11 protein-coding genes are annotated in these 11,993 nt (G+C 68.4%); 6 read left to right on the top strand and 5 right to left on the bottom strand.

All coding sequences use genetic code 11. The features are described 5' to 3' along the window. From BLW48_RS29915 to BLW48_RS29905, 3 genes are read right to left on the bottom strand one after another with little or no spacing between them, the layout of a single operon-like run. Complete coding sequence (locus tag BLW48_RS29915) at window positions 1-306, bottom strand: urease subunit beta (RefSeq protein ID WP_093057422.1); 306 nt, start codon at window positions 304-306, stop codon at window positions 1-3. An 8-nt stretch (window positions 307-314) separates the two neighbouring features. Beyond that, window positions 315-914: a HupE/UreJ family protein gene (locus tag BLW48_RS29910; RefSeq protein ID WP_093179208.1), complete on the bottom strand. Its 600-nt coding sequence runs from the start codon at window positions 912-914 to the stop codon at window positions 315-317. A gap of 25 nt (window positions 915-939) precedes the next feature. After that, a complete protein-coding gene (locus BLW48_RS29905) occupies window positions 940-1,242 on the bottom strand; it encodes an urease subunit gamma (RefSeq protein ID WP_093057424.1) in 303 nt (100 codons plus the stop codon). A 104-nt stretch (window positions 1,243-1,346) separates the two neighbouring features. Here BLW48_RS29905 and BLW48_RS29900 point away from each other — a divergent pair, with 104 nt between their 5' ends. The 3 genes from BLW48_RS29900 (at window position 1,347) to BLW48_RS29890 (ending at window position 6,807) form a co-directional block, all read left to right on the top strand. Then, on the top strand, window positions 1,347-4,961 hold the full coding sequence (locus BLW48_RS29900; protein WP_093179207.1) for a hybrid sensor histidine kinase/response regulator: 3,615 nt from the start codon (window positions 1,347-1,349) through the stop codon (window positions 4,959-4,961). Between the two features lie 23 nt (window positions 4,962-4,984). Next, a complete protein-coding gene (locus BLW48_RS29895) occupies window positions 4,985-5,992 on the top strand; it encodes a response regulator transcription factor (protein ID WP_093057426.1) in 1,008 nt (335 codons plus the stop codon). Window positions 5,993-6,138: 146 nt separating this feature from the next. Next, window positions 6,139-6,807 carry a hypothetical protein gene (locus tag BLW48_RS29890; protein WP_256331006.1) on the top strand — a complete coding sequence of 223 codons (669 nt, stop codon included), beginning with the start codon at window positions 6,139-6,141 and terminating at the stop codon, window positions 6,805-6,807. Between the two features lie 12 nt (window positions 6,808-6,819). On the opposite strand, the gene BLW48_RS29885 is transcribed toward BLW48_RS29890, so the two are convergent. Further along, window positions 6,820-7,740: a LysR substrate-binding domain-containing protein gene (locus BLW48_RS29885; protein ID WP_093057427.1), complete on the bottom strand. Its 921-nt coding sequence runs from the start codon at window positions 7,738-7,740 to the stop codon at window positions 6,820-6,822. A gap of 91 nt (window positions 7,741-7,831) precedes the next feature. On the opposite strand from BLW48_RS29885, the gene BLW48_RS29880 reads away from it, so the two are divergent. Together BLW48_RS29880 and BLW48_RS29875 are read left to right on the top strand one after the other, a co-directional pair. Then, window positions 7,832-9,061 (top strand): threonine synthase, encoded by a 1,230-nt coding sequence (locus tag BLW48_RS29880; RefSeq protein WP_093179205.1) that lies wholly within the window; start codon window positions 7,832-7,834, stop codon window positions 9,059-9,061. Window positions 9,062-9,080: 19 nt separating this feature from the next. After that, window positions 9,081-10,064 carry a Bug family tripartite tricarboxylate transporter substrate binding protein gene (locus tag BLW48_RS29875; RefSeq protein WP_093179204.1) on the top strand — a complete coding sequence of 328 codons (984 nt, stop codon included), beginning with the start codon at window positions 9,081-9,083 and terminating at the stop codon, window positions 10,062-10,064. Window positions 10,065-10,085: 21 nt separating this feature from the next. On the opposite strand, the gene BLW48_RS29870 is transcribed toward BLW48_RS29875, so the two are convergent. Continuing rightward, window positions 10,086-10,712: a helix-turn-helix transcriptional regulator gene (locus BLW48_RS29870; protein ID WP_093057430.1), complete on the bottom strand. Its 627-nt coding sequence runs from the start codon at window positions 10,710-10,712 to the stop codon at window positions 10,086-10,088. Between the two features lie 93 nt (window positions 10,713-10,805). Here BLW48_RS29870 and BLW48_RS29865 point away from each other — a divergent pair, with 93 nt between their 5' ends. After that, the gene (locus BLW48_RS29865) at window positions 10,806-11,960 is read left to right on the top strand and encodes a threonine synthase (RefSeq protein WP_093179202.1); all 1,155 of its coding nucleotides are present in this window, start codon (window positions 10,806-10,808) and stop codon (window positions 11,958-11,960) included. Window positions 11,961-11,993 lie beyond the last annotated feature (33 nt).

The following is an 11,993-nucleotide window of genomic DNA, read 5'->3' as shown; positions in this document are numbered from 1 at the left end:
TCAGAGCTTCCCTTGAACGAGGCCGCGAAAGCCGTAGACGATGCGATCGCCGGAAAAATCGACCAGCTCGACCGTGCGCTGCTGGCCTGGCTCGAAGCGCACTGCTGCGCCCGAGGCAATGTTCAGCCGCATGCCACGCGCGGCCTCGCGGTCGAAGCCGAGTGCGCCATTGGTCTCGGCGAAGTGATAGTGCGAGCCGACCTGGATCGGCCGGTCGGCGGTGTTTTGCACCACCAGCGTGAGGGTGCGGCGGCCGGGGTTGAGCGCGTGCTCGCCGTCGTCGGTGAAGAGTTCGCCGGGAATCATGGCCGGCCTCAGATGGCTTGGGCCAGCAGCGTCGCGCCCAGGCCGAGCACCGCGGCGCCGGCCACGCGCGGCAGCCATGCGTTGGCGTGGCGCAGCGCCCAGCCCATTGCGATGCCGGCGGCGTGCAGCAGCACCGTGGCGCAGACCATGCCGGCCAGCGTGAGGGCCGCGCCTTGTTCGCTGGCCAGTTCGTAGCCGTGGGCCACGCCGTGGAACACCGCGAACACGCCGACCACCGCCATGGCCACCACCGCCGGCAGACGCACGCGGGTGACGACCAGCAGGCCCAGCACCAGCAGCGAGGCCGCGATCATCGGCTCGACCGCCGGCAGCTGCACGCCGGCCAGGCCCATCAGCGCGCCTACCAGCAGCATGCCGGCGAAGGCGAGGGGCGCCCAGAGCAGATCGGGCCAGGCACGGCGCGCGGCCAGTGCGCTCCAGAAGCCGACCGCAACCATCGCGGCCAGGTGGTCGGCGCCGGTCAGCGGATGCAGGAAGCCGGTGGTGAAACCGTGGTGCAGCCCGCCGTCGACGCCGGTGTGGGCGCTGGCTGCGAGCGGCAGCAGGAGGGCGAGCAGGGCGAGGGTTCTGGAGGCGTTGTGGCGCATGGAAAGTCCTTTTGTTCTTTGAATTTCAGACGATGGGCTGGTGCACGGTGACCAGCTTGGTGCCGTCAGGGAAGGTGGCTTCGATCTGGATGTCCGGAATCATCTCGGCGATGCCGTCCATCACGTCGGCACGGGTGAGCACGGCGCGCCCGTCGCTCATGAGCTCGGCGACGCTCTTGCCGTCGCGGGCGCCTTCCATCACGGCGGCCGAAATCAGTGCGATGGCTTCGGGGTAGTTGAGCTTCAGGCCGCGGGCCTTGCGGCGTTCGGCGAGCAGCGCCGCGGTGAAGATCAGCAGCTTGTCTTTTTCGCGCGGAGTCAGTTCCATGGGATCGGCATCGGGTGGCAGAGAGTGGCGGCCATTATGGGCAAGCCGGCTTCTTTGCAACAGTCGTGCCCTGTTCGCCAAAAGCCGTACGGGTGGCATGAAAGATGCACCGAAACGGTGTGAACCCCGACGCCGTACCCACCACCCCCGACGACGCGCCGCAGCGCATCGTCAAGGTGCGGCGCGACTACAACAGCTGGGTGGCCAGCGAGACGCTGGAAGACTACGCGCTGCGCTACACGCCGCAGCGCTTTCGCAAGTGGTCCGAATGGCGGGTGGCCAACACGGCCTTCGGGGCGGCGTCGTTCCTGATCCTGGAGGCGGTGGGCGCCACGCTGCTGGTGCAGTACGGCTTTGCCAACGCCTTCTGGGCGATCCTGGCGACGGGGCTCATCATCTTCCTGGCGGGCGTGCCGATCAGCGTGTACGCGGCGCGCTACGGCGTCGACATGGACCTGCTCACGCGCGGCGCGGGCTTCGGCTACATCGGCTCCACGCTCACCTCGCTGATCTACGCGAGCTTCACTTTCATCTTCTTCGCGCTCGAGGCGGCTGTGATGGCCTACGCGCTGGAGCTGGCGCTGGGCATCCCGCCGGTCTGGGGCTACCTGGTGTGTGCGCTGGTGGTGATTCCGCTGGTCACGCACGGGGTGTCGGCCATCAGCCGGCTGCAGTTGTGGACGCAGCCGCTGTGGCTGCTGATGCTGGTGGTGCCTTTTGCCTACGTGCTGGTGCGCGATCCTGGTGCGTTTGCGGGCATCGTGCACTACAACGGGGTTCGCTCCGGCACCAAAGGCTTCGATCTGCACCTGTTTGGCGCTGCCCTGACGGTCGGCATTGCGCTCATTACGCAGATGGGCGAGCAGGCCGACTACCTGCGCTTCATGCCCGCGCGAACCGCGACCACGGCGCGCCGCTGGTGGGCCGGGGTGCTGGCCGGCGGCCCGGGCTGGGTGGTGCTGGGGGTGCTCAAGATGCTGGGCGGGGCGTTGCTGGCCTACCTGGCGATCACGCACATGGTGCCGGCCGACCGTGCGGTCGATCCGAACCAGATGTACCTCGCGGCCTACGAGTACGTGTTTCCTAACTACGGCTGGGCGGTGGCGGCCACGGCGCTGTTCGTGGTGATCTCGCAGCTCAAGATCAACGTGACGAACGCCTATGCGGGCTCGCTGGCCTGGAGCAATTTCTTCTCGCGCGTGGCACACAGCCACCCGGGGCGTGTGGTGTGGGTGGTGTTCAACGCGCTCATCGCCTTCATGCTGATGGAGATGAACGTGTTCGAGGCGCTGGGCGACGTGCTCGGCCTGTTCGCCAACATCGCCATCGCCTGGATGATGGCCGTGGTGGCCGACCTCGTCATCAACAAGCCGCTGGGGCTGTCGCCGCCGGGCATCGAGTTCAAGCGCGCGCACCTGTGGGACATCAACCCGGTGGGCGTGGGCGCGATGGCGCTGGCTTCGGTGCTGTCGATCACCGCGCACCTGGGCGTGTTCGGGCCGCTGGCGCAGGCCTTCTCGGCGCTGATCGCGCTCGGCACGGCGCTGGTGGCATCGCCGCTGCTGGCCTGGGCGACGGGCGGCAAGTACTACCTGGCGCGCGGCACCGACGAGGCGCATGGCGCGGTGGCCTTCGCTCCTGCCGAGGGCCCGCGTGCGGTGCGCTGGGCGAAGGTCGAAACGGGCAGCTACCAGCGCCTGAAGGTGCAGCACTGCGTGATCTGCGAGCGCGAGTACGAGGGGCCGGACATGGCGCACTGCCCGGCGTACCAGGGTGCGATCTGCTCGCTGTGCTGCACGCTCGACGCGCGCTGCGGCGATTTGTGCAAGCCGCATGCGAGCCTGTCTTCGCAATGGTCGACGGTGCTGCGCTGGCTGCTGCCGCGCCGCAGCTGGCGCTACCTCGACACGGGGCTCGGGCACTTCCTGCTGCTGATGCTCGTCATCGTGCCGCTGCTGGCCGTGGTGTTCGGCGTGCTCTACCAGCAGGAGCTGCGTGCCTTCGGCGAAGGCGCACTGGAGCTGGCGTCGGAGGCCGACGTGGCCGCGGCGCTGGCCGGCGTGCAGAAGCTGTCGCTGCGCTCGGGCTTCCTCAAGGCGTACATGGCGCTGCTGGTCATCGCGGGCATCGTCGCGTGGTGGCTGGTGCTGGCGCACCAGAGCCGCAAGGTGGCGCAGGAAGAATCGAACCGCCAGACTCATCTGCTGGTGCGCGAAATAGAGCTGCACCGCGAGACCGACCGCGCCCTGCAGGCCGCCAAGCAGGCGGCCGACGAAGCCCGCGAGATCGCGGAGCAGGCCAAGCTCGCGGCCGAGCTGGCCAAGCAGGCTGCCGACCAGGCCAACCAGGCCAAGAGCCGCTACATCAGCGCCATCAGCCACGAGCTGCGCACGCCGCTCAACAGCATCCTGGGCTATGCACAGCTGATGGGCGAAGACCACTCGGTGCCGCCGCACCGCCAGCAGGCGGTGGCGGTCATCAAGCGCGGCGGGGAACATCTGCTGTCGCTCATCGAAGGCACGCTGGCCATCGCGCACATCGAGGCCGGCAAGCTCACGCTGCATGCGCGGCCCATGCGCTTTGCCGACACGCTGCGCGAGCTGGCCGACATGTTCGAGCTGCAGGCCGCGGAGAAGGGGCTGCAGTTTCGCTTCGAGGCGGCGGGGCCGCTGCCCGAGGTGGTGCGTGCGGATGAAAAGCGCGTGCTGCAGATCCTCATCAACCTGCTGGGCAATGCGATCAAGTTCACGGCGGCGGGGCAGGTCACACTGCGGCTGGCCTATGCGCGGGAGTTCGCATCCATCGAGATCGAGGACACCGGCCCCGGCATGCCGGCCGAGGACATCGAGCGCATCTTCGAACCCTTTGCGCGCGGCAATGCGGCAGGCATGTCGGCCGCACCGGGCGCGGGGTTGGGGCTCACCATCGCCAAGATGCTCACCGACCTGATGGGCGGCGAGATGAAGGTGCAGAGCACGCCGGGCGAGGGCTCGCTCTTCTGTGTGCGCCTGTTCCTGCCGCGCGTGCATGACACGGTGGCCGGCACCGGCCGCCCGATGCCGGTGCAGCGCGCGCGGCGCGGCTACGAAGGTCCGCGTCGCCGCCTGCTGGTGGTCGACAACGAGGAGGCCGACCGCGACCTGCTGGGCCATGTGCTCGCGCCGCTGGGCTTCGAGCTGCGCAGCGCGGCCAGCGGGCACGATGCGCTCGACCTCATCGCGGCCGGCTATAGGCCCGACGCGATGTTCGTCGACCTCGCGATGCCCGGCATCGACGGCTGGGAGACCATTCGCCGCGCGCGCAAGCTGGGGCTGACCGAGGCCTCGGTGGCCATCGTCTCGGCCAACGCCTTCGACAAGGGGCTGGACAACGACGTGGGCATTGCGCCGGAAGATTTCTTCGTCAAGCCCGTGCGCCACACCGAGCTGCTCGACTGGCTTGAACGCCGGCTCGGGCTTCAATGGACCGATGCCGCCGCGAAGCCGGTTGCCGCCGTGGCGCCGCGCGTGATGCAGGCGCCTTCGCTGGCCCGCCTGCGTGCGCTCGACGAGGCCGTGAGCCTGGGCTACTTTCGCGGCATCATGAACCAGCTCGACGACATCGACGCCGCGCAGCCCGAGTGCGCGTCGTGGACCGAAGCCCAGCGTGTGCTGGCGCGCCAGTTCCAGTTCGAGGCCATGAGCCGTGCGCTGGCCGAAGCCGTCGAAAGCGCCGCATGACTTCGACGACGCCACCTCCCGCCATGGAAACATCACCGCTCGCCAAGACCCTGCGCGAGCAGCAGGGCGCCAACAGCGACCTCGTGCTGATCGTCGACGACGTGCCCGACAACCTCGCGGTGCTGCACGACGCGCTCGACGAGTCTGGCTACACCGTGCTCATTGCCACCAATGGCGAGCAGGCGCTGCAGCGCGCCGCGCAGGCCCGGCCCGACATCGTGCTGCTCGACGCGATGATGCCGGGCATCGACGGCTTCGAGGTGGCGCGCCGGCTCAAGGCCGATGCGGCGACGGCGCACATTCCCATCGTGTTCATGACGGGGCTCACCGAGACCGAGCACCTGGTGGCCGCGCTCGAGGCCGGCGGGGTCGACTACGTCACCAAGCCTATCAAGCCGAAGGAAGTGCTGGCGCGCATGAACGTGCACCTGCAGGGCGCGCGCCGCGCACGGCAGGACGCGCGGCAAGCCGGTCAGGCGCGCAATGCGCTCGATGCCTTCGGCTACGCGAGCATCACTGTGCGCCTGCCCGAAGGCCGGCTGATCTGGCAGACCGCGCTGGCGCGCGACCTGCTGCAGCGCTACTGCGACACGCGCGCGCCCGAGACGCCGCCCGCCGTGCTCGAATGGCTGCGCAGCCACACGCCCGATGCGCGCCAGCGCGGCATCGAGCCGCCGGCGCTGTCCATCGTGCAGGGCGCGAGCAGCCTCACGCTGCGGCTGCACCAGCAGACCAGCAGCGACGACGACGGCGACGAGTGGATGATCATCATGCGCGAGGTGTCCGACACCGCCGTCATCGAAGCCATGAGCCTGAGCCTGAAGCTCACGGCGCGCGAGGCCGAGGTGCTCTACTGGGTGGTCAAGGGCAAGACCAACAAGGACATCGGCGAGATCCTGGGCAGCAGCCCGGCCACCGCCAAGAAGCACCTGGAGCGGGTGTACGTGAAGCTCGGCGTGGAGACGCGCACGGCCGCGGCCGGCGTGGCCATCAAGCGCATCCGCGAGCTGCAGCCCCAGTTCGAGATCTGAAGAAGGCCGGTTGATTGAGGCCGGCGCCGCCTGCGTCATGGCGACTACTTTCGGCGTCCCTAGAATGGTTCGAGGGCTCCGGGACGCGCACGATGAAGAACAACAGGCACGACAGAACGACAACCCGACCGCCATGCAGCGGCTGGATGCTTGCTGCTTCCTGCCTGTTCGCGAACCTGGCCGCGAGCCCGGGCGCACACGCCGCAGGGCATTTCGACGTGGACGACGCGAGCACGCTCGACCCGGGCCAATGCCAGTACGAGACCTGGTGGGGCCGCACGGGTGTGGAGCCTGTCACGGGGTTTCATTTCGGGCCCGCCTGCCGCGTCGGGCCGGTCGAGCTGGGCCTGAATTTCGACCGCACCTCGGTGAGCGGCGTTCATTCGGTCACCGGCGGACCGCAGCTCAAGTGGAATTTCTACGGACAGGCGGCCGACGCGCCGTTCAGCGCCGCCGTGTCGATGGGCGCGGTGTTCGACCTGAAGCGCGGCGGCCGCGCGGGCGGGCAGTTCGTGGTGCCCCTGACGTGGCGGCCACTCGAGAGCCTGCAGATCCACGCCAACGCAGGTGCCGACTGGGCCAACGGAACCGGTGCGCGCACGCCGCGCGGCGGCATTGGCGTCGAATGGGCGCTGAACGACACCGTGTCGCTCATCGCGGAGCGCAACCGGGCGGCGGGCCTGTGGACCTCGCGCATCGGCGGGCGCTTCAGCATCACGCCGCTGATCAGCGTGGACGTGAGCACATCTCGCACCGGGCCGCAGGGCGTGCGCGGCTTCGTGATCGGGCTGAACCACGAGTTCACCTGGAAGTGAACCGTGGGGGGATCAGCGCAGGTAGCGCTGTATCCGCTTCTCGTCCTCGGCCAGCTGCTGGCGCATCAGCGAAATGAAGTCCCTCGCCGTGGCCGAGAGCACCTTTCCTGCCGGCAGCGCCAGCAGGCAGGTGAAGTACACGTCGACCGAGAACTTGCGCACCACCAGCCCGCGCTCCGCGTAGTCGAGCGCGGTGATCGGGTTGACCAGCCCCACGCCCAGGCCGCGCAACGCCATCTCGCACACGCTGGCCGCATAGGGGGTCTGCACCAGCACCCGCAGTGCCACGCCGTGCGGGGCCAATGCCGCTTCGAGCCGCTGGTGCGAAGGGTCTTCGGGGTTGAGCGAGAGAAAGGGCGCTTCGGCCAGTTGCTCAGGCTTGATGGTCTTGAAGCGGGCCAGCGCGTGGCCTGCCGGCATCACCACCACGCCGGGAAAGCGCGAGAAGGTGGAGTGGTCGATGCCTTCGAGCGAGAGCTCGTCGGCCATCAGCCCGAAGTCGGAGATGCCCATGGCCACGCGGTCGCGCACGTCCTTGGAGCTCAGCACCTGCAGCGACACCTGCGGCCAGGGGCTCGCGCCGCGGTGCGCCTTCAGCCGTGCCAATGCGCGCGGCATGAAGCCCAGGCCGTAGGCGGGAAAGCTGCTCAGCTCCAGCTGGCTGACGCCGAAGTCGCGCAGGCTGCGCACGCGGTGCTCGATGGCGTCCATGCCGATGAACACCCGCTCCACCTCGACCCACAGCGCGCGTGCCTCGGGCGTGGGCACCAGCCGCCCGCCGGTGCGCTGGAACAGCAGCATCCCCGCTTGCGTCTCGAGGCGCTTGAGCGATTGGCTGATGGCGGGCTGCGTCACATGCAGCAATGCAGCGGCCTTGCGGGTGGAGCTGCCGCGCATGAGAGCCCGGAAGGTTTCGATCTCGCCGAATCGCATCGATAAGTCTTGTTATCGGTTGAGTATCTGAGGCTGCATAATTTTATTTCCGATTGCATAAGATTTGGTCACAACTTCTGACGCATGACCCGTGACGACATTGCCCGTTCTGGACTTCAAGTTCGCCGCTCCTCTCCCGGATCCCCTGGCTCATCCTCCGGGTAATCCCTTGGGGTTGGTGCGTGACCAGGCACCCAAGCCCGTGCGCAACCCGAACCTGCGCGGCCTGCAATGCCTGCGGTGCGATGCGCTCTACCCGGTCACCCTGTCGCACGACGGCTGCCCCGCATGCAAGCGCACGGGCTTCCACGTGGCGCTGCGTGCCAGCTACCTGCCCGACAGCGCCGAGGCGATGCCCATGCCCTACACCTCCGGCTTCGCGCTGGGGGAGGGGCAGACGCCGCTGGAGGACATGCCGGAGCTGGCGCAGCAGTTCGACGTGGCGCGCCTGGCCCTCAAGGACGAATCGCGCAACCCCACCGGCTCGCACAAGGACCGCATGACAGCGGTGGGCGTGGCGCAGGCTCTCGACTTCGACGCCCACACGCTGGTGCTTGCCTCCTCGGGCAACGCGGCCGTGTCGGCGGCGCACTACGCATGGGCCGCGGGCCTGGGCTGCGAGGTCGCAACCTACGAAGGCATGCCGGCCACCTACACGCGACAGCTCGATGCACTTGGCGCGCGGCGCTATGTGTTCGCCGACAACGCGGGCCGCTGGGCCTTCGTGCGCGAGCGTTCGCAGCACCCAGGCTACTTCGCACTGACCAACTACCGCCTGCCCGCGCTGGGCAGCGCGCCGCTGGCCATCGAGGGCTACAAGCCGATCGCACTCGAATGCGTGGCCGATGGCGGCCTGCCGGACCACATCGTAATTCCCACCGCGCGCGGTGATCTGGCCTGGGGCATCTACGCGGGCTTTCGCGACCTCATGGCCGCGGGGCGCATCGGGCGCCTGCCCAGGCTCTGGCTGGTGGAACCGTTCCCGCGCCTGGCGCGAGTGCTCGCGGGCGGCGCCATCAACGGCAGCTACCCGGGCCACACCGCGCAGTTTTCCACCGCGGGGGCCACCGTCACCTACCTGCAGTGGCAGGCCGCGACCGCCACGGGCGGCGGCGCGGTGGTCGTGGGCGACGACGAAGCGCGCGCCGCCCGGCGGCTGCTCAGCTCGCTCGGCGTCAGCGCCGAGCTCTGCGCTGCCGGCGGCCTGGCCGCATTGCGCCAGCTGCGCGAGAGCAATGCCATTGCGGCCGATGCGCACGTGGTGCTGATGCTGACCGCCAATGCGGCCGGCGACCCGAGCTGGCCCGACCGCCCGATCTAACTTCCTTCAGGAATTCACCATGCCGACGATGCAACGCCGGGCCTTTCTGGCCGCCGGCTCTACGGCCCTGCTCGCTTCGTTTCGACCGGCGTGGGCGGCCTACCCCGACAAGCCCGTGAAGCTCGTCGTGCCGTGGGCGGCCGGCGGCAGCACCGACGCGATTGCTCGCGCCATGGCGCAGCGCATGAGCCAGACCATCGGCAGCCCGGTGATCGTGGACAACCGGCCCGGCGCCGCCGGCATGATCGGCACCGACGCGGCGGCCAAGGCCGCGCCTGACGGCTACACCATCGCCATCGTCGAACTGCCGCACGCGATTGCGCCGGCCGTGACGGCGAAGCTGCCTTATGACCTGCTGCGCGACTTCACGCCCGTGACCATGATCGGCACCTCGCCGCTGGTGTTCTTCGCGGGAATGGACGACGACAGCAAGGACTTCAAGACCTTCCTGAAGACCGCGGCTGCAAAGAGTGCTCCGCCAGCCATCGCGCACAGCGGCGCGGGCACGGTGAGCCACCTTGCCGCCGAACTGCTGGCGAGCCGCACGAAGATCAGGTTCAACATGGTCCCGTACCGCGGCTCGGCGCCTGCGCTCACCGACGTGGCGGCGGGCACGGTGGCGGGGCACTTCGCGACGCTGGCCAGCGGCTCCAGCCTGCTGGGCGCCAACCGCATCCGTCCGCTGCTGGTGACGAGCACGCAGCGCGTGACGAACATCCCCGGCTTGCAGAACGTGCCCGCACTCGCGGAGAACGGGCTCAAGGGACTGGAGATCGACCAGTGGTGGGCCATGGTCGCGCCGGCCACCACGCCGCTCGACGTGATCGAGAAGCTGCGCCGCGAGGCCATCGCCGCGCTCGACCATCCGTCGGTGAGGGAGCGCCTGTCGGTGCTGGGCGTGCAGATGAAGGGCTCGACGCCGGCGGAGTTGCGCGCCTTCCTGCGCTCGGAGGCCGAGCGCTGGCAGAAGGCCGCGCACGAGATCGGCCTGCAGCCGCAGTAAGCGGGCTGAACAGGTTGGGCCTTACTTCGCGTCGCTGTAGACCGTGGCGCGCGACACGCCCATGTGCGCGGCGGCAATCTCGGCGCCGCGGCGAACTTCCAGCAGGCCTGCCTTCTTCAGTTCCTGCACCAGCTGCTTGCGGTCGGCCGGCTTCAGCGAGCGCGAGGTGGTCGCGCGCGCGGCCGCGAAATCGTCGATGCGCGCGTGGATGCGGTCCGAGTGGTTGCCGCCGGCCTCGATGTGCTCGTGCACTTCCTTGTCGTCGATCTTCGTGAACTGTGAGATCGCGGCCTGGAAGCTCTGGAACAGCGTCAGGTCGACGTTCAGGCACAGCGCGGCCACGTACTCGCCGCTGTCGTCCTTGACGCCGATGGATGTGCTCTTGACCTTGCGCCCGTCGGGAAAGGTGTTGGCGTAGTTCGCTATCACCGCCGGAAACTCCGGGTCTTGGATGCGCGCGAGACCCAGCTCCGTGACCGACTGGCCGACCTCCCGGCCACTGAGGCTGTTCTCGATGGCGTAGATCGCGTTCTTCGGATTGCTCAGGTCGTGCACCACGACTTCGCAGAAGGGCGCAAAGGTCTGGCCCAGGCCTTCGGCCATGTTGCGCAGCATCTCCAGGACCTGCTTGTTCGACTTTTTCTTCATGCCGGGGAATGTATCCAGCTCTGGACGAACAATCTAATTTGTACAAAAAGTACAGTGTTGGATGTATTATCCAATTTTGACCAGGAGCCTCGAATGACCGCGAGAGAACGCGCACGCTATGTCGACCCACGCACCGGCAGGCACTACGAACTGTCCGAACGTCGATGGCGCTCGGACGACGGCCATCCGATGATGGTCACGCCGCTGCCCGGCATCTCGCGCGACGACATCGATTCGCGCACCCGCTCGCTCTGGCGCTATCGCGCGGCGCTGCCCGTGGCAATCGACAAGCCCGCGAGCATGGGCGAAGGCTGCACGCCGCTGGTGCAGAAGCGCTGGGGCAGCCTCGAGCCGTACTTCAAGCTCGAGTGGTTCAACCCGACCTGCAGCTTCAAGGACCGCGGCGCGGCAGTGATGATGTCCTTCCTGCGCCAGATCGGCGTCGACGCGGTGCTGGAAGACAGCTCGGGTAACGGCGGCGCAGCCATTGCCGCGGCAGGCGCGGCGGCTGGCATGCGCGTGAAGGTGCTCGCGCCGAGCTACACGCCCGCGCCGAAGGTGGCGCAGATCCGGGCCTTCGGCGCAGAGGTGCAGTTGGTGCCGGGGCCGCGCGAAGAGTCGGAGTACGAGGCGGTGCGCCAGTCGGAGTCGATCTTCTATGCGAGCCACAACTGGCATCCGTTCTTCCTGCAGGGCACGAAGACGCTGGCGTATGAGCTGTGGGAAGACCTGGGCTTTGTCGCGCCCGACAACGTCGTCATTCCGACTGGAGCGGGCAGCAACGTGCTCGGGTGCTGGATCGGCTTCAAGGAGCTGCTGGCGGCGGGGCAGATCAGCAAGCTGCCGCGCATTTTTGTCGCGCAGCCGCTGAACTGCTCGCCGATCGATGCGAGCTTCACCGCCGGAGTCGACACGCTGGTGGACCGTGTCGTGCAGCCGACCATTGCCGAAGGCACTGCGATCAAGCGGCCCGTGCGGCTCCAGGAAATCCTGCAGGCGTTGCGCGAGACGAAGGGCAAGACCGTTGCGTTGACCGAGGAGCAGATCGCGGCTGCGGTGCGCCGGCTGGCAGCAAGCGGGCTCTATGCGGAGCCGACCTCCGCCTCGGCTGCGGCGGCCATGGAGGTGCTGGCGCAGCGCGGCGACATCAAGGCCAGCGAGGCGACTGTGGCCTTGTTGACCGGCACCGGTCTGAAGTCGACGCAGTTCATGACCGAGCTGTTTGGCGGCGCTGCCGCCGTCGCTTAGCGAACTGCTGTTCATCGACGCCAGGCACCGGCA

Source organism: Variovorax sp. YR266 (assembly GCF_900107295.1).
Classification (GTDB): Bacteria; Pseudomonadota; Gammaproteobacteria; order Burkholderiales; family Burkholderiaceae_C; genus Variovorax.
This window is presented reverse-complemented; position numbering and strand designations above follow the sequence as displayed.

Excerpts from the sequence above, each read along its gene's own strand:
- BLW48_RS29915 (WP_093057422.1), bottom strand. The coding sequence starts at position 306 with ATGATTCCCGGCGAACTCTTCACCGACGACGGCGAGCACGCGCTCAAC.
- BLW48_RS29910 (WP_093179208.1), bottom strand. The coding sequence starts at position 914 with ATGCGCCACAACGCCTCCAGAACCCTCGCCCTGCTCGCCCTCCTGCTG.
- BLW48_RS29905 (WP_093057424.1), bottom strand. The coding sequence starts at position 1,242 with ATGGAACTGACTCCGCGCGAAAAAGACAAGCTGCTGATCTTCACCGCG.
- BLW48_RS29900 (WP_093179207.1), top strand. The coding sequence starts at position 1,347 with ATGCACCGAAACGGTGTGAACCCCGACGCCGTACCCACCACCCCCGAC.
- BLW48_RS29895 (WP_093057426.1), top strand. The coding sequence starts at position 4,985 with ATGGAAACATCACCGCTCGCCAAGACCCTGCGCGAGCAGCAGGGCGCC.
- BLW48_RS29890 (WP_256331006.1), top strand. The coding sequence starts at position 6,139 with ATGCTTGCTGCTTCCTGCCTGTTCGCGAACCTGGCCGCGAGCCCGGGC.
- BLW48_RS29885 (WP_093057427.1), bottom strand. The coding sequence starts at position 7,740 with ATGCGATTCGGCGAGATCGAAACCTTCCGGGCTCTCATGCGCGGCAGC.
- BLW48_RS29875 (WP_093179204.1), top strand. The coding sequence starts at position 9,081 with ATGCCGACGATGCAACGCCGGGCCTTTCTGGCCGCCGGCTCTACGGCC.
- BLW48_RS29870 (WP_093057430.1), bottom strand. The coding sequence starts at position 10,712 with ATGAAGAAAAAGTCGAACAAGCAGGTCCTGGAGATGCTGCGCAACATG.
- BLW48_RS29865 (WP_093179202.1), top strand. The coding sequence starts at position 10,806 with ATGACCGCGAGAGAACGCGCACGCTATGTCGACCCACGCACCGGCAGG.